The sequence below is a fragment of the candidate division KSB1 bacterium genome, assembly GCA_034506255.1.
Classification (GTDB): domain Bacteria; phylum Zhuqueibacterota; class Zhuqueibacteria; order Zhuqueibacterales; family Zhuqueibacteraceae; genus Coneutiohabitans; species Coneutiohabitans thermophilus.
On sequence record JAPDPX010000011.1, the window covers coordinates 100,887 to 116,582 of the forward strand.

Consider the following 15,696-nt stretch of genomic DNA (forward strand, 5'->3'; position numbering starts at 1 on the left):
TGAGGGTGAAAGGGCTCATTCGTGCTGCAAGAAAACCAGATCAAATACGATCGCACCGTGCATGCCGGCATCCTTCCAGGTGCGGCCGAAGTCATCCGAATAAAAAATGCCCTCTTCAAAGGTCGCGACCCACAGTCTGCCCGCCTGATCGATGTCGAATACGGTTTCATAGCAATTGCGCACCGGCAAACCCGCGCTGCGATCCTGCCAGGTGGCGCCGCCATCGCGGCTCACCAGCACGCCCGCCCCCCAGCCCGCGGCCGCCATGTTTTTGGCATCATGCGGGTCGATGGCAACCGCATAAATCGCGGCGTGCGCGATGCTGCCCCGGGCAAATTCCCAGGTGGTGCCATTGTCCCGCGAGCGCAGCACACCACGATCCTGGGTGGCGGCCAGCCAGACGTTCGGTGCGGCAGCACATTGGTCGAGATCGAGAATCGTGACCTCAGGCGGGCCGAGCAGCGACCAACTGTCGGCGCCATCCGTCGAAAGGTACAAGCCGCCCTCCGTGCCGGCCAATACACGGCCGGCACGCGTGCGATCAACTCTGAGGCTCTGGGTGTATTTTTTCGGCAGGCCGTTGCTGGCTTCCCGCCAGGTATCGGCGCCGTCTTTGCTGGCCCAAATGCCGTAGGCGGTGGCGAGATAAACGTGTTGTGGCGCATGGGGATCGACGCAAATATCCTGTGTCTCGGTGACGCGCCAGTCCGTGGTCATGCGCCAGAAGTTGCCGCCATCGCGCGTGCGGGCTGCACCGTTGCCGCAGGCGAGATAGATGATGTCGGGATTGGCGGGATCCTGCGCGATGGCACTGACACGCGGCAGGTTCCAGCCAATATGTGTCCAAACTTGACCGCCATCATGGCGGTGCAGGCCGCTGGCTGCCAGCCCGGAACCCACCACATAGCCCCTGGATTTCACCAGGCCGGCGTGGAGTTTGTGTTGCTTTTGTGCCATGACCGGAAACGAAAAAAGAATCAGAAGCATGCTGCCCGCCGGCAGGATGCCCGCCATTTGCCGCATCGACCTGAAATTCAACATGACTGGACACTCTCAAATTGGATGATCACCTCTGCCGTGGTTGTCACCGTGCCTTGCACCTCGACATACGGACTCGCCTCCACCCGGCGGTTGGCGAAGGCCACTGCTTCACCGTTCCAGCGCACGCTGCGGGCCCGGCAGTTGTCCGGCAGCAGGGCCTGCACTTCCACGCGCGCGTCACGGGCCTCGAGCTGGAGGTGCAGCATGCCGGCTTGCAGATGATAGCGATAGCCGAAGGTGGCGCCCGAAGCCGCATATCCCACCTTGACGGCAACCTGCTTCTCAGCCGTCGCCGCCCAGCGCGGTGCGCAGCGCACGTGGCGGAAGGAATGCCCCAGGTCCTGAATGCCGCACAGGCCCTCGAGGAACGCATAAAGCATGGCCGAAGAGCCCCAACCGTCGGTGGGCGCGGCCTCCGGGCTGGTGCTGGTTTCGATCGAGGAGGGCGTGCCATCGGGGAAATACCACAGGTAGGTTGCGCCACTCGCGGCGATCAGCCGGCGGTAAAGCTCGAGGGTTTCGCAGCCGAAGCGTTCGCAGCCGTGCTCGAAGGCGGCGCGCGCCAATTCCCCGCCGCACAGTGGAAAGATGCCGCCGTTGATGTATGCGCCCGGCACCAGAATTTCATCGCCAAAAATGCCGCTGGGAAAGGCCGGATCGATGCCGAACCAGGGCGCGAAGGCGCGCGTGGTTTGCCAGCGACGCTGGTATTCCCGGATGATCGCCAGTGCCATGGCGTGCGTGGCCAGGCCGCGATTGATGGCCATGGGATTGCTCAGGCTCAGTTGTGCCGACTCGTCGACACCGGCAATCGTGACCGGGGTGAGCTTGTAGAAATGGGTGTAAAAGCGGCCGTTGAAGAGCAGGGCGTTGGCGCGGTTGCGCACCCCCGCGGCAATTTCCGCCCACTCTGCCGCACGTTGCGCGTTGCCGAGATGAGCATGCAGCCGGGCGAGCAGCTCGGCCGCTTCATACAGCCCGCTGTTGTCGCCGTGAAAGATGCCCCAGTAGGTGTGCGCGGTGATCTGAAAATTCAGCCAGGGCGCACGGCCGGCGGTGTAGTCGAAATCCCAGGTGTCGATGGTGTAGGGCCGCTTCACCAGTTGGTGTTGTTCATCCCAGCGCAGGGGCGAGGAGCGCAGGTACTGCAGCGCGCGTTCCAGGTTGGGCAGCAATTGCGCCAGCCACTCGTCATCACCGCTGGCCTGCCAGGCGAGATAGGCCGCCTTCACGAAGCGGTATTCGACATCGGCCTCCACCGGCACTCGCACCCATTTTTCCCAGTTCTCACGTTCGCCGGGAAGTTTTTCGGGAAAGATGGTGACATAATCGAAGATGCGGCCGTTGGCAGCCTGGGTTTGTGCGAAGCAATTCACCGCGCTGTGCAGGTCTGGCTCGAAGTATTTGCCGCCGCGCAGCATGTCGGAGTGATCGCGAATCCACAACGCCGGGGTATCGGGCGAGCGAAAACCGCGCACCGGCGCACCCTCGATGGACATGACGATGAGATCGGCTTTGAGAAAGTTCAGAATTTGTTCACAGAACTTTTCCCAAACCCCGGAGGTGGTTTTGATCTCGAGCATAGGGACGGCGATGGATTGGAATGGGGGCACCAAAAACGTCAAGGTCGTTCCGCAAGAAGCCGCCACTTTTCACGCCAGTGAAGGCTGCAGCTCTTCACGTGGCGCGGAAAAACTTTCAGGCAAAATCATCATGGGCAAAACCCTTCAAAGCGTTTTGCCGCGCAAATGCCGCAGCGCAGGCTTCCAGCCGGCAGGCAGAAAAGCTGTCTGCGCCACGTTGCCACCGTGCTGGATGGCGGCGCGCATGACCATAACCCGAAAAATCCCGACTGCGAAGATTTTGAGGACACAGATTTTCGCCGACGAACGCAGACACAATAAATCAACGGTAATCAGCGTTCATCTGCGTCCAAAAACTGCCGCGAAAATACTTTTTGTGGCAGACCCTGCAGGGTCGACCTTTCAGGGCCGGTGCCCAAAGGCACGACTACGAAAGTTTGTTTTCATCGTGAAGGCGGCCGCGCGCGGCATGGCCATGATCTCCTGAATGACACGGACACCGGCGGCATTTCGCGCAGGCAAATGCCGCCCCGCTTTGCTGCCACAGGCCGTTTATTTTTTCGGCCACAGCAGCGGGTTCTGGCTGTCATCATTCAGGGGATCGCCGATTTTGAGCCTGGCCACCTGTTCTTGCGACAGGATGTTTTGAATGCCGTTGAAGGTTGCGCCTTCGGGCATGTAGGCGCAGGTCATGGCGCGGCGCCAGCGCGGCGTCATGTTGGGCCCGGCGGCATGCGCTGTCAGGCCGTTGTGCAAACCGGCATCGCCCGGTTTCATCGGGGCCGCCACCGGCTCCAGGGTGCGGAACTCGGGATAAAATTGAAACAGGGCATCCATGTTTTGCCCGATGTCGACATTGTCGTAGCGCGCGAGCTTGTGCGAGCCCGGCAGATAATAAAGACAGCCGTTTTGCAGGGTCGCCTCATCGAGCGCCACCCAGATCGAGATGGCCTGGCGCGAGTGAAAGGACCAATAGGGATTGTCAAGATGCCAGGCGGTCGGATTGGCCCAGGGCTGCTTTTGCAGTGTCTGGTCATGCCACACCCGGATGCCGGGCGCGCCGGTGAGCTGGCAGAGCATCCGGCCCAGTTCCGGACTGAGAAAGTATTTTTTGATGGTGGGATTGATCTTCCACAAGTTCAGACGCTGCACGAAGACTTTGTCGTAAAACGATTCGCCCTCGACCAAATCCTTGTTGCCCTCGCCGGCAACCTTTTGCCTGCCCATTTGACGCACGGCTTCCGACACGGCGGCGATGATCTCCTCCACTTCCTGCGGGCTGAGGAAATTTTCCAGAATGAGAAAGCCGTTGTCTTGATAAAACGCGATTTGTTCGGCCGTCACGTGGGTGTTCATGTCAGCTCCTCGAGGAGTTGAGTGCTGGTCTGGTTTGTGATGAGCTTAAGAAGCAAAAAGCCGGTGTCTGCTCCGACCGCGTTGCGTTGAGTAACAAATCCGGCCGCATGATTCCTGGTTTCTTTGGCGATAAAGATTCGCAGTTTCGGTCGATTGCCGTGCGGCGCAAATTTCCACTGGCGTTTTGTGCCGCGGCCGATATATTGCGGAGCATGCGCGTCTGATGCAAGGGAGAAGAAAAGCATGAAGCCTGTGCGTTTTGTTGTGATCGGCCTGGGTGGTTATGCGGCGGTTCATCTGGAAGCGGTGGCATGGCTGGCACAACAGGGACTGGCCCGCCTCACGGGCGTGGTCGCCCTTGCGAGCGACCGCCAGCGCTTTCCCGAGCGGGTGGCGGCCCTGCAGGCGGCGGGTGTCCGGCTGTTTGAGAGCATCGATGCTTTTTTCGCCGCCGGCGCACCGGCGGCAGACGTGCTCACCGTGCCGATCGGCATTCATCAGCATGTCCCGGTGAGTGCGGCCGCGCTGGCGGCGGGTTTGCATGTCTATTGCGAGAAACCGCTGGCGGCCACGGTGCAGGAGGCCGATCAACTGATCGCCTGGCGCAACCTGGCCGGCAGGAAAATCGCCGTGGGCTTTCAGCATGTCTACAGCAACGCGGTGCAACAGCTCAAAGCCCGCATTTGCTCCGGCCGACTGGGCCGCGTGCAAACGATCACGGTGCTGTGCAGTTGGCCGCGCAGCATGCAGTATTACCGCCGCAATGACTGGGCGGGCCGCTTGCGCACCGGTGAGAACTGGGTGCTGGACAGCCCGGCCAACAACGCGCATTCGCATTATTTGCTCAATGCCCTTTATCTGGCCTCGCCGCAGGAGCATGCCGCCACCGTGCCGGCGAAGCTGCGCGCCGAACTTTATCGCGCCTATCCCATTGCGAGCTGTGACACGCTGCAAATGAAATTCACCACCACCGAAGGCGTCGACTGCCATGTGTTGTTCTCGCACGCCGCCGCCCGCGAGCTCGGCCCGCTGATGCAAATCACCTGCGAGCGGGGCCGCGTCACCTGGGAAGGCGACAACGGCAAAACCACCATCCTCTATGCCGGCGGCGCAACCGAGCAGTTCGACAATGACGTCGAGCCGCACTGGCGCTATCATGGTCTGCGCGATTTGGTGCAGGCGATCGCGCAGGATATCCAGCCGCGGTGTTCCCTCGAGATTGCCCGCTGCCAGACCCTGACGATCAACGCCATGCATGAAAGCTGCCCGGAGATCGTCACCGTGCCGCCGGACTTCATCGAGGAGGTCGAAGATTGGGAAATGTTTCCGCCCAACACCAGGGGCCGATTCCGGCGGGTGCGCGATCTCGACCGCCATCTGCAGGCCGCCGCGCAACAGAATCTCTTTCTCAGTGAAATGGGCATCGCGTGGGCCACGCCACGCCGGGTGAAAACTTTTGTACCCGGCGATTACCGCCATTTTCCGCAGCAGTCGTGAAGCAGTGCCGGCAGCCGTGCGGCTCACTGCCGGACGTGCACCCCGGTGGGTGGCAGGGGCGGCGTCATCGCCTCGTGCGGCAGCGACTGCCGCTCAACGTCAGAACTGCCTGGCTGGGGAGTGTCACTTGCACTGCCTGGTGCGCCATGGGCAGTGGCGCCAATTGCCGGTGGTTTTCCTGTGCCGAAGAGCGGCAAGCCTGCAGGGTGTCCACCTTCAGATTTTGCAAAGTGACCGTCAGTGTGAGCGCACCGGCGCACGATTGATCAGGACCAGCGCGAGTTGCGCCGGTGCTGCATGTTTGAAGGCGCTCACCCGCAGGTCCGGATGTGAGGACTGCACGGCGATGCGCTGCGCACCCGGCGGCACGTGCAAAAACAACTGCTGCAAAGCATAAAAGACCGGGGTGCGGCTGGCGTCGGTGTTGACGGCCTGGTCCCGACTCAGCAGGGCCCAGTGATAACCGCGCGTGGCGTTGCCGTGTGAGAACATTGTGCCACATTTGCAGGCAGGCGAAGGTCTATGACCAGGTGGTGCAGGGAATGTTCCATGGCGTGGTGCCGATTTCAGTGAAGTAGACCGGGAGGCCCCCGGCTTGCCGCCAGCGCTGCAATGCGTGCGAATCCCGTATTCCACTGATCCGGACCGCCCTCCACGAAGTAAGTGTGATAGGAAATCGCGCCCAGGTGGGAAGCGGCAAGCGAATTCGTGAGCAACGGCGCCACCCATTCGTCGGGGTCGTAGTAGGGCGAGGCAAATCCGGTGCGACGATTTTGGTGGTCAGCCCTTCGCGCTGCAGTGTGGCGCCAACGGTTTTGATCAAAGCGCGCAGCTCGGCGGGCGAGTAGGACAGGTGATAACCGTCCGGCCCGTTGGCCAGTATGATTTCTGAAAAGGTAATCCCCCGTCGATTTCTCGCCCAAAGCAACTACGCTGCCACCGATTCCGCAAACTCGGCATGCAAATTGACGGGCAAATTGCGCCGGCTGGCGAGGGTGGAATCCGCCACCATCCAGTTGGGCACGTTCCAGATGCCGGGCAACAGATGCTTGCGATAGCGCAGGATGAGGCTGTCCAGCATGTTGAAGTCACTCTGCACCAGCCGTGCCCCGGTATCCTGCCGCTCAAAGCGCGAAGCGAAATACTCCCAATTGAAATGCCCGGGATCGTCATCGTCATTGCGGGCTTCCCAGCATTCGAACGCCGTGACCAGCCGCACGTGCGTGATGCCCAGCTTGCTGAAGGCAAGCTCATGGACACGCGGATTGCTCCAGCCATTCCAGCCGTTGACAATCCAACCTGTAGGTGTTGCCGCCCCTGCCCTGAATGGTTTGATGGGTTTGCCCGCCATCCACGGTCAGGCGGACCTGACCGGCGGCACAATCCACCAGCACAAGCAGGAGTAATACGCCCGCCCGCCGGCGGGGCATGAAGGACGGCAAGAGTCATCCTCCTGCAGTTGTTCGGGAGTGACGTCAGGGTTGTGCAATGATCGCAGCGGCTGACTTCGCCGGGAAGAAGCCCATGCAATTTTGATCCGTGTCCGCAACGCGATGGTTTCACAATTTGATTCAAGGGAGGGAAGAACGATGCCTCACAAGCGGGTTCGACTGTGGTCCGCCGTGATGTTGTTGTTGGTACTGTTTTGTGACACTGGTGGTGCCCAAACGCGGCTGCCGGCGATCTTTTCCGATCACATGGTCCTGCAGCAGAAAATGCGCATTCCGCTTTGGGGCAGTGCGCCGCCGGGTGCCACTGTCACGGTGCAACTTGGGCGGCAACGCCAAACGGCCCGGGTTGATGCCCGGGGGCAATGGCGGGTGCACTTGCATCCCATGCCGGCGGGTGGGCCTTACGAACTGCTGGTATGGAGCAGTGACACGCTGCGTTTTCGCAATGTCATGATCGGCGAGGTGTGGCTGTGCTCCGGCCAGTCCAACATGGAAATGCCGCTGGTGAGCACATGGGCGAAGGTGAACAATTTCCGCGAGGAAGTCGCGGCAGCCAATCATCCCAATCTGCGGTTGCTGCTCATCAAGCGGGCCAAAAGCACCAAACCGCAAAGCGAGGCCGACACCGAGGGCTGGAAGGTGTGTGACACCACCAGCGTGAAGAATTTCTCCGCCACCGCCTATTTTTTCGGCCGCCATTTGCAGCAAAAGCTCGGCGTGCCGGTGGGGCTGATTCAAAGTGCGTGGGGCGGCACCGTGGTGGAGGCCTGGACCAGCGGGGCCTCGCTGAAAACTGTGCCGGACATCAAAGGCTTCGTCGAGCTGCTGGAAAAGACAGCACGCGACAGCATTTTCGATCAGGCCCTTTATGAGAAGAACCTGCAGGGCTGGCACCATCAGATTGCCGAGTTGGATCGCCAGGCCGCGGGCAGCGATCTGCCCTGGTGGGAGCCGCAACGCGAGGATCAAAACTGGCAGGTGATGGAGTTGCCCACGGTTTGGGAACGTGCCGGCCTGGTGGATTTTGACGGCCTGGTTTGGTTCCGCAAGCATATCACTCTGCCGGAAACTGTTGCCGGCCGGAAACTGCGGTTACACCTCGGGCCGATAGATGATTTCGACTGGACTTTTTTCAACGGCCGCGAAATCGGCCGCACCACCGTGTTCAATGTGCCGCGGCAGTATGAAGTGCCGGCGGACCTGGTGCAAGCCGGTGACAATGTCATCGCCGTGCGGGTGCTCGATACCGGCGGCAACGGTGGTTTTTACGGCCGGCCGGAACAGCTCTACCTGGTGGGAAGTGATTCCGTGCGGGTTGCGCTCGCCGGTGCCTGGCGCTTTCAATCCGGCTTGCGTCTGCGCGAGATTCCGCTGCCGCCGCCCTCGCCGCGCACACCCAACCGTCCAACCGTGCTCTACAACGCCATGATTGCGCCGCTGATCCCCTATGCTCTGCGCGGCGTGATTTGGTACCAGGGCGAAAGCAACGCCGCCCGCGCTTATCAATACCGCACGCTGTTCCCGCTGCTGATCCGGGACTGGCGCCGGCAATGGCAGCAGGGCGATTTCCCCTTCCTCTTTGTGCAGCTCGCCAATTACCAGGCGGTGAATACCGAACCGGTGGAAAGCGAGTGGGCCGAGCTGCGCGAGGCGCAAACCCTGGCGCTGGCCGAACCCAAGACCGGCATGGCCGTGACCATCGACATCGGCGACGCAAACGATATTCATCCCGGCAACAAGCAGGGCGTGGGTGAGCGCCTGGCATTGCAGGCGCGCCGCATTGCTTATGGCGAGAAGCTGGTGCACTCCGGCCCGCTTTACAAGGGCATGAAGATCGAAAACAATCGCATCCGCCTGTTCTTCGATCACACCGGGAGCGGGTTGCTGGCCGGCGGCAATCAGGAATTGCGCGGCTTCGCGATTGCCGGCGCCGATCGCAAGTTCGTATGGGCACACGCACAGATCGCGGGCAAAACCGTGGTGGTCAGCCATCCGCAAGTGCCACAGCCGGTGGCCGTGCGCTATGCCTGGGCGGGCAACCCGGTGTGCAATCTTTTCAATCGTGAAGGCCTGCCAGCCTCACCGTTCCGCACCGACGACTGGCCGGGGGTAACGCGGGAGACCCATTTGAACCGGCAGTATTGAGCACCGATGCCGGCCTTCGGAAGAAAGTCAACCGGCGGTCCTCGGGATCATGCGACGGCCAGATTGGCTTGTTCGCTCGCTGATTGGTGGGGAGGAGGGCGCCGCGCGTTCATTTGCCCGGTGGGAAAAGTCCGGCTGGTGATTGAGGTTGGGAGCTGTAAGGATTTCACTGCCTGTCGCAATTGTTGCCGATCCCGTTTGACAATCGCAGTCCAAAGGTTTGAATCGGCTTCGCCCGTGTTTGGATTTTCGGCAGGGAGGGGTGTCCGGTGGAAACATCTGCAGCGCAACCCGGGAGCCAACCGATGCCGCCGGCGCGGGCAGAGCTGCAGTCATGCCATGATGCCGGTTTTCATATAAACAGAAAAAGCTGTCAAACTACGACAGCTTTTTCTGCAAATCTCCGGCGCCCAGGCGATCACACTTGTCCGCCTTTGCGAAAATCAAGACTGGTCGGGCGCTGAGTCAGCGCAAAGCATACATATGTCTTCCGTGCATCTCACATCATGATGGCCGATCAGTCAGCAAAGCAGACTTGTGAACGTGCACCTCAAATTTCATATCGCACTGGGACCGGTTTTTGTTGGCTCGGTCAGGGTTGTTGTCGCGCTGGCCACGAGGCCAAATTGCTCAATGGATTGGTGTGCCTGGTTTCCTGGCTGGAAATCATGGCCTGTAAAAAAAACTGCCTCCCGCTGACATCGCGTGGCCGACGCCCACCCGCCGCTCCGCGATTGTGGAGATTCTCAAAAAGACCGTCCGGGCGGTGTTAAACTGGCTTCCACTAAAATTCACACGCTTGGGCTTTCGTCACACACATCATCCGCCCGGACGGTGAATCCATCTTCCAAACTTCTCACAACTCGGCGTATCCCAGGAAACCACGCCAGGAGCATGCATCATGGCCGCCATGGAGTTTTGCAACACTCAGGCCAGCACTTCCTGGAGACGGGCCTCGCATTATTCTGAGCTTACCTCATTTCGCATGAGTAACTTTTTTCTGTTTTTCGCAAAGTTGGGAATTTTTCGCGTCACTTTTCTCATCCTTGAAGCAGCCCCCTGCTTTCGCCGGACAGGCGGCGCCGGCGAACAATCCCAAGCTTGAAAGCATCATGCTGCTCCTCACCGCTGCCCGATCTCAAGGCTTGTCCCGTTTGTCACGAATTTCCCTCAACAATTGCCCGGCTTCGGCCTGGTGCTGCGGGTCATCCCATTGCACCCGCGGCAGCGTGAGACAGGCCTGCAATTGCTCGCGTGCTTCGCGGTAGCGTTCCAGCTTGATGAGCGTGCGGCCATACTCCAGACGGTGGACAGGTTTGTGGCCGTCGAGTGCCACGGCCTGGGCAAACATTTTGGCTGCTTCTTCCAGCGAGGCGCCAGGTGGCACACCGCCATAGACGACCCGGGCTGCCGCTTTCATCAACCAGTCCAGCGTGGCGATGTTGTAATGCCAGCGGCCGAGGATGTGATAGGCACCGTCGTGCCGGGGATTGAGGGCAAGAGTGCGCTCGGCCTCCTTTCGCACCTCCCTTGAAAGCCGGATCTTGGTCTTGCCGCCTTCAAACAAAGCCACACGCCCCACGCACAATGCCAGGGCAAAATGTGATTCTGCGGAATCGGGATGGAGTTTGACCGCGAGCCGTGCCAGACTGTCGCCCTGCCAGTAGAGCTGTTTCGCCTGTTTCCTGTCTCTCTCTTCGAAGGTCTTGCCCACATCGGCGCAGGCGCGTGCAGCCTTCCAGAGCGCTTCATAATTGTTGGGGTCCATTTGCAGTGCGGTGCGAAAGTGCTGCAGCGCGCCGTTATTGTCGAATGCCGCATAGGCCTCATTCCCCTGCGCCAGGGCGCGCTCCACACCGTCTTCTTGTGCGGTGCACTCACGGTTCAATGCTGCGAGCAGCAGCGATGCGACCACCAGCCCTTGCCAGTTCATGAGATTTCCTCCTCGCCGTTGATTGTGAGAGCTTTTGCTTCTTGCCACATCTTGCAGGGTGGTTTGCCTCCTGCAACACCCGGGGACATACGATTCCTGTCGTGGCAAAAGTATCAAAAAAATCCACAATCCCATAATCCTTAAATCACGCCGGCTTCCTGTCTGCCTGCAGGCATTTTCGTGCCAAACTTGAACTGCGAAGTCGCGAGCAAAGCCGGACTGGCCTGGCTTTGTGCGTTCTGGGCGACTTGGTGGTTCAAAAAATCTTCGCGGCCGTGATCATTTTTCCCCCGTAATTTGCCATGCCGCGCGCCACCCCTCAGAATGAAAATGAGCTTTCGTAGTAGTGCCTTCAGGCACCGACCCTGAAGGGTCTACTACAAAAAAGTGGTAAATTCTACAGGCCACCCCCCGGAGTTTGCATTTTGGAGATGGGGCACAGTTATGATATGAACAGTTCGTTCCGCTGGAGCTGTTTATTAGCGCTGCCTTGAAATGAGAGGGAGTACCCCCGGCAACCCCGCCCGCGGCGCTCTGTTTACAGCACAACCGCGATGCAACCATAAGGCATCAGGCTCAAAAACAAACCATCCGCCCAGGAAAGCAGAAATCCACGGAAAAAGCCATTTCGTGGCAGGCCATTTTCGTGGGAGGGAAGCCGTGACGTTTTTGGCGAACGGGCGAATTTCGCAGTCAGAACCGCTCGACATTCGAAAAAAGCCTTGCTTGACTTTGGATGGAATAACTGTCGGCGCTTTGTGAACACGCCATTTCTTCCGGGCAACAGCAAGCCCGCATACAAAATTCAGGCAGCAACCATTTTCCCAACATTGCGATTGGGTTTATAAAGAGTGGGAAATATTGCAGCCCCGCATGCGATCCCCCAAAACGAGGCCATCAACCCGCCAGCATAAATGCAATGCAATCAGCCGGTTGAGCCGTTGCGCTGCCGGCCAGTGCCCGCGACAACCCCGCCTGCGCAGATGGAACAATTCTTGAAAATCCGCCTGCGGGATGACCCTTCCGATCCGCATGAGCGGTCGCTGAAATTCGGTTGCAGGAGAGTTTTTTTTGTGTTATTTGTCAAACGCCGGTTGTGCTGAGAACAGCGACTGCGCCCCGCCTTCCGGGCAAATGCGCTTCATAAATAAGCGGGGAGAATTTTTGTGAGATGGGTGCCGTTATTTGTTTGTTATCTTCGCCACCAGCGCCCTCCCCGCCGGCAAGTGGCTTCAGTCCGCTGCGTCCGGCAGTCATCTCCCGCAAGGCCGGTCAATTTTGTTGTCAAAACATTCAACCGAATGCATGGGCCATGCCCCCACCTCTCTCTCACGATTATGACTACATCGTCATCGGCTCTGGATTTGGCGGTGCCGCCGCAGCACTCCGCCTCTCGGAAAAAGGCTATCGCGTTTTAGTCTTGGAAAAGGGCAAATGGTTGCGGGCGGAAGATTTTCCCAAACGCAACTGGAATTTGAAAAAATGGCTGTGGCTGCCGGCGTTGCGGTTCTTCGGATTGTTCAAGATCACGGTGTTCCGCCACGTCGCGATACTCTCCGGCGTGGGCGTGGGTGGCGGCTCGTTGGTTTACGCCAACACGCTGGCAATCCCCCAGGCCGGATTTTTCAAGGCGGAGAGCTGGGCGCATCTGGCGGATTGGGAGCAGGAGCTGCAGGCGCATTATGCCATGGCGTTGCGCATGCTGGGCGCAGTGCCCAATCCCCGCCTGGAGGTGGGTGATCGTGCCCTGCAGCAATTGGCTGCCGAGCTGGGCAAGCAGGAGCATTTCACTCCGACCAACGTGGCGGTTTATTTCGGCACGCCGGGAGTGACGGTACCGGATCCCTATTTCAACGGCAAAGGCCCGGAACGCACCGGCTGCCTTTTCTGCGGCGGCTGCATGTTGGGCTGCCGTTACAACGCCAAGAACACGCTGGACAAGAACTATTTGCATCTCGCCCGGCAAAATGGCGTGCACATTCAAGCGGAAGCGGAAGTCTGCGATGTTGTCCCTCTGGATGGTGAGTCGGGCGCCACCGGCTATCGTGTCAAGTGGCAGTCCGCCACCAAATATTTCAAGAGGCGCGGTGCATTCACCTGCCGCGGGGTCGTGTTTGCCGGCGGTGTGCTCGGCACCGTCAAGCTGCTGCTGCAATTGCGCGAGACCTCTCTGCCGCGGTTGTCGGACAAAGTCGGCACGGGCATTCGCACCAATTGCGAGAGTCTGATCGGCGTGACCACGTTCGACCGCCGGACGGTTTTTTGCGAAGGGATTGCCATCGGCTCGATTCTGCATACAGATGAGCACAGCCACCTCGAACCGGTGCGCTACTCCGCCGGCTCCGGATTCTGGCGGTTGTTCATGTCGCCACTGGTGCATGGCGGCAATGTTTTCATTCGCACCGCCCGCATCGTGGCTGATCTGCTGCGACACCCGCTGGCCAACCTGCGGCTCTTTTTCGTGGATGACTGGTCAAAGCGCACGCAAATTTTGCTGTTCATGCGCACATTGGAAAGCACGCTGCAGTTTGTGCGCGGCCGTTTCGGGATGAAGTCCGTGCTGACACAGGGCGCGGCCCCAACGCCCTTTATTCCCGAGGCCCGGGAACTGGCGGAACGCTACAGCAGTATTGTGAACGGCAGGCCCGCAGCGCTGCTCACGGAGACGCTGCTGGGCATCCCCACCACCGCGCACATCCTCGGCGGCGCCGTGATGGGCAGGGATCGCAGCGAAGGTGTGATTGACAAGGACAACCGTGTCTTTGGGTACGACAATATGTATGTCTGCGATGGCGCGATGATCTCGGCCAATCCCGGCGTCAACCCTTCGCTCACGATTTTGGCGCTCACCGAACGGGCAATGAGCAAGATTCCGCCGGCCCCCCGCCGGCACGAGGTCTATAGTGAGGTTGCAAATGAAATGGTTTTGGCAGTATGAGCCCCTGCTTCAGCTTTTCCCCTACGGCGCGCCGGAGCTGCACAAGGTCTACAACAGGTATTTGACCTGGGCAGCGACCGCCGCCGTGGCGTTCGACCTTGTCATGGTGGGATCCTGGCTGGGTGGCCGGCTGCTGAGCCGGGAGCCGGAGGTGCGTCTGGTGCGTCTGCGGGTGATTCGGGATGTGGCCGAGCTTGGCCCGCCGCCCTCGATTGCCACCCCCACGCAGGCGCTGGCGGTCAGAGGCCCGCTGGTGCGGCCGAGCGTTGGCGTGCCGGTTCCCGTGCCCGACGCGCTGATCACCCCGGAAGCCACGCTGGCAACGCAGGAGGAGATGGCCCAAATGCAGGCGCCTGTGGGAACGGGCGAATCCGGAGGCGATTCCATGGTCGTGGCAGCGGACGCCGTACTGTACGGCGAAACGCTGGAAGAGCCTGGCATCAATGAGTTTATTCCCTTCGAGATGCCGCCGATGGTGGTGAAGCGGGTCGAACCGGTCTATCCTGAGCTGGCGCGCAAAGCCGGTATGCAGGGCAAGGTGGTGGTGAAGGCACTGGTGGACAAGAATGGGCAGGTCAAGAAAGTCGCCGTGATTCAGGGCCATGAGATTTTTCACGAGGCGGCCATTCAGGCGGTGATGCTGTGGGTCTTCAAACCAGCACTGCAGCAAAACAAGCCGGTGATGGTGTGGGTGGCCATACCCCTGAACTTCGTGCTGAAGGAATGACAGAAGCCGTATGCTGCACCGTCAGGCATCTCTTCCGGCTTCGTCGCCTCCGCCCACAAGCATGATGACAGGCCCATCCGAAATCTCGGGAGTCGTTGAGAGAGTCTTGAAAATTGGAGGTATACCCGCCAGAGGGCATTTTTCGAGCTGGAGTGAAAAGCTGAAGCAGCGCTCACAACCGGGGGATCCCGAGCGGGGTTGAGGGTGCATCACCGTGGGTGGGAATTCATGTTTCTGCCGCTGGAGCCGGCGGTGGGGATGCTCCGCAACCGGGAATTTTTCAAGGATTACCGGCGCGGGGCAGAAGCAATTCTGGAGGAGCGCACGGTTTTATAGTGCCGTGCGGCTGACAATATTCAAGCTCAAAAAGAGCCACCTTAAATTCCAATCCTAAACAAAATGTAAAACGGCCCCGCCCGCGCCGCAGCGTTTTGTCTGAAAATTCGCGCGTGCAAACGGGCACTGATCAGCGGGCTTTGCAACGGCGTTTAAAACCAGGCCCGGCCTCAGGTTTTGTACGGTGCAAGCAGGCAACCCTGCGCGCAGCCGGCTTTATCAGGCCAGAGTGTACAACTGGTGACCTTGAGGTTGAATCTGCCGATCGCTGCCGCCAATGCCGCCGCCTTGGCGTCAATGTGAATGGCGGCGGGCTTTCCGGTTTCCGGGCAAATGAGTTGCCGTTGCTTGCGGTATCGTCGGAACGTGCCCAGCATCACCGGCATCCAAACGTAGAGAACCGCGAGGGCGGTGATGGCAACGAGAACCAGAAAGGGATGATCCATGACAGCCTCCCGGTGTTTAACCATGCCGAGGCACGCAAATTCTGTGCACGGAGTCGCTGCTTGACAATCAACAGATTAGCCCGGCCGGTTTTCGCAAAGATGCGATGAAGCATGGGAATATTCGCGAGGTTGGGAATGGCTCGCCAGCAAGGTGGACGGTCAATCAATGTAACTGTCGAAAAATTAGGTTGGTCAGCCAACCGGCATGTGGGCGGACGCGGCACAAAAATTGACACGTTTTAA

Annotated in this window: 13 protein-coding genes; 5 read left to right on the top strand and 8 right to left on the bottom strand. The window is 59.7% G+C overall.

Going from position 1 to position 15,696, the window contains the following annotated elements; all coding sequences use genetic code 11:
* Positions 1 to 15: 15 nt before the first annotated feature.
* Positions 16 to 1,041 (bottom strand): hypothetical protein, encoded by a 1,026-nt coding sequence (locus tag ONB52_20110; protein MDZ7418438.1) that lies wholly within the window; start codon positions 1,039 to 1,041, stop codon positions 16 to 18.
* Entirely contained in the window at positions 1,035 to 2,624 is a 1,590-nt protein-coding gene (locus ONB52_20115; protein MDZ7418439.1) for a hypothetical protein, read from the bottom strand. The genes ONB52_20110 and ONB52_20115 overlap by 7 nt, the downstream gene beginning before the upstream one ends.
* Between ONB52_20115 and ONB52_20120 the strand changes: the two genes are divergently transcribed.
* On the top strand, positions 2,611 to 3,111 hold the full coding sequence (locus tag ONB52_20120; protein ID MDZ7418440.1) for a hypothetical protein: 501 nt from the start codon (positions 2,611 to 2,613) through the stop codon (positions 3,109 to 3,111). The two genes, ONB52_20115 and ONB52_20120, sit on opposite strands and share 14 nt — an antisense overlap.
* A gap of 65 nt (positions 3,112 to 3,176) precedes the next feature.
* Here the strand turns inward: ONB52_20120 and ONB52_20125 are convergent, their stop codons facing one another.
* Positions 3,177 to 3,980, bottom strand: a complete 804-nt coding sequence (locus ONB52_20125) for a phytanoyl-CoA dioxygenase family protein (protein MDZ7418441.1) — start codon at positions 3,978 to 3,980, stop codon at positions 3,177 to 3,179.
* Positions 3,977 to 4,225 carry a hypothetical protein gene (locus ONB52_20130; protein ID MDZ7418442.1) on the bottom strand — a complete coding sequence of 83 codons (249 nt, stop codon included), beginning with the start codon at positions 4,223 to 4,225 and terminating at the stop codon, positions 3,977 to 3,979. The genes ONB52_20125 and ONB52_20130 overlap by 4 nt, the downstream gene beginning before the upstream one ends.
* Here ONB52_20130 and ONB52_20135 point away from each other — a divergent pair.
* Positions 4,224 to 5,477 carry a Gfo/Idh/MocA family oxidoreductase gene (locus tag ONB52_20135; GenBank protein ID MDZ7418443.1) on the top strand — a complete coding sequence of 418 codons (1,254 nt, stop codon included), beginning with the start codon at positions 4,224 to 4,226 and terminating at the stop codon, positions 5,475 to 5,477. The genes ONB52_20130 and ONB52_20135 overlap by 2 nt on opposite strands.
* 237 nt (positions 5,478 to 5,714) lie before the next feature.
* On the opposite strand, the gene ONB52_20140 is transcribed toward ONB52_20135, so the two are convergent.
* The gene (locus ONB52_20140; GenBank protein ID MDZ7418444.1) at positions 5,715 to 5,969 is read right to left on the bottom strand and encodes a hypothetical protein; all 255 of its coding nucleotides are present in this window, start codon (positions 5,967 to 5,969) and stop codon (positions 5,715 to 5,717) included.
* Between the two features lie 436 nt (positions 5,970 to 6,405).
* Complete coding sequence (locus ONB52_20145) at positions 6,406 to 6,828, bottom strand: hypothetical protein (GenBank protein MDZ7418445.1); 423 nt, start codon at positions 6,826 to 6,828, stop codon at positions 6,406 to 6,408.
* Between the two features lie 238 nt (positions 6,829 to 7,066).
* Here ONB52_20145 and ONB52_20150 point away from each other — a divergent pair, with 238 nt between their 5' ends.
* Positions 7,067 to 9,073 carry a 9-O-acetylesterase gene (locus ONB52_20150; protein ID MDZ7418446.1) on the top strand — a complete coding sequence of 669 codons (2,007 nt, stop codon included), beginning with the start codon at positions 7,067 to 7,069 and terminating at the stop codon, positions 9,071 to 9,073.
* 1,138 nt (positions 9,074 to 10,211) lie between these two features.
* On the opposite strand, the gene ONB52_20155 is transcribed toward ONB52_20150, so the two are convergent.
* On the bottom strand, positions 10,212 to 11,006 hold the full coding sequence (locus ONB52_20155; GenBank protein ID MDZ7418447.1) for a hypothetical protein: 795 nt from the start codon (positions 11,004 to 11,006) through the stop codon (positions 10,212 to 10,214).
* A 1,312-nt stretch (positions 11,007 to 12,318) separates the two neighbouring features.
* Here ONB52_20155 and ONB52_20160 point away from each other — a divergent pair.
* Both ONB52_20160 and ONB52_20165 read left to right on the top strand, forming a co-directional pair.
* Positions 12,319 to 13,944 (top strand): GMC oxidoreductase, encoded by a 1,626-nt coding sequence (locus ONB52_20160; protein ID MDZ7418448.1) that lies wholly within the window; start codon positions 12,319 to 12,321, stop codon positions 13,942 to 13,944.
* Positions 13,922 to 14,671 (top strand): energy transducer TonB, encoded by a 750-nt coding sequence (locus ONB52_20165; protein ID MDZ7418449.1) that lies wholly within the window; start codon positions 13,922 to 13,924, stop codon positions 14,669 to 14,671. Before ONB52_20160 ends, ONB52_20165 begins: the two co-directional genes overlap by 23 nt.
* A gap of 506 nt (positions 14,672 to 15,177) precedes the next feature.
* On the opposite strand, the gene ONB52_20170 is transcribed toward ONB52_20165, so the two are convergent.
* Positions 15,178 to 15,453: a hypothetical protein gene (locus ONB52_20170; protein ID MDZ7418450.1), complete on the bottom strand. Its 276-nt coding sequence runs from the start codon at positions 15,451 to 15,453 to the stop codon at positions 15,178 to 15,180.
* Between the last annotated feature and the right edge of the window lie 243 nt (positions 15,454 to 15,696).

Excerpts from the sequence above, each read along its gene's own strand:
- ONB52_20110 (MDZ7418438.1), bottom strand. The coding sequence starts at position 1,041 with ATGTTGAATTTCAGGTCGATGCGGCAAATGGCGGGCATCCTGCCGGCG.
- ONB52_20115 (MDZ7418439.1), bottom strand. The coding sequence starts at position 2,624 with ATGCTCGAGATCAAAACCACCTCCGGGGTTTGGGAAAAGTTCTGTGAA.
- ONB52_20125 (MDZ7418441.1), bottom strand. The coding sequence starts at position 3,980 with ATGAACACCCACGTGACGGCCGAACAAATCGCGTTTTATCAAGACAAC.
- ONB52_20135 (MDZ7418443.1), top strand. The coding sequence starts at position 4,224 with ATGAAGCCTGTGCGTTTTGTTGTGATCGGCCTGGGTGGTTATGCGGCG.
- ONB52_20130 (MDZ7418442.1), bottom strand. The coding sequence starts at position 4,225 with ATGCTTTTCTTCTCCCTTGCATCAGACGCGCATGCTCCGCAATATATC.
- ONB52_20140 (MDZ7418444.1), bottom strand. The coding sequence starts at position 5,969 with ATGTTCTCACACGGCAACGCCACGCGCGGTTATCACTGGGCCCTGCTG.
- ONB52_20145 (MDZ7418445.1), bottom strand. The coding sequence starts at position 6,828 with ATGGCGGGCAAACCCATCAAACCATTCAGGGCAGGGGCGGCAACACCT.
- ONB52_20150 (MDZ7418446.1), top strand. The coding sequence starts at position 7,067 with ATGCCTCACAAGCGGGTTCGACTGTGGTCCGCCGTGATGTTGTTGTTG.
- ONB52_20155 (MDZ7418447.1), bottom strand. The coding sequence starts at position 11,006 with ATGAACTGGCAAGGGCTGGTGGTCGCATCGCTGCTGCTCGCAGCATTG.
- ONB52_20160 (MDZ7418448.1), top strand. The coding sequence starts at position 12,319 with ATGCCCCCACCTCTCTCTCACGATTATGACTACATCGTCATCGGCTCT.
- ONB52_20165 (MDZ7418449.1), top strand. The coding sequence starts at position 13,922 with ATGAAATGGTTTTGGCAGTATGAGCCCCTGCTTCAGCTTTTCCCCTAC.
- ONB52_20170 (MDZ7418450.1), bottom strand. The coding sequence starts at position 15,453 with ATGGATCATCCCTTTCTGGTTCTCGTTGCCATCACCGCCCTCGCGGTT.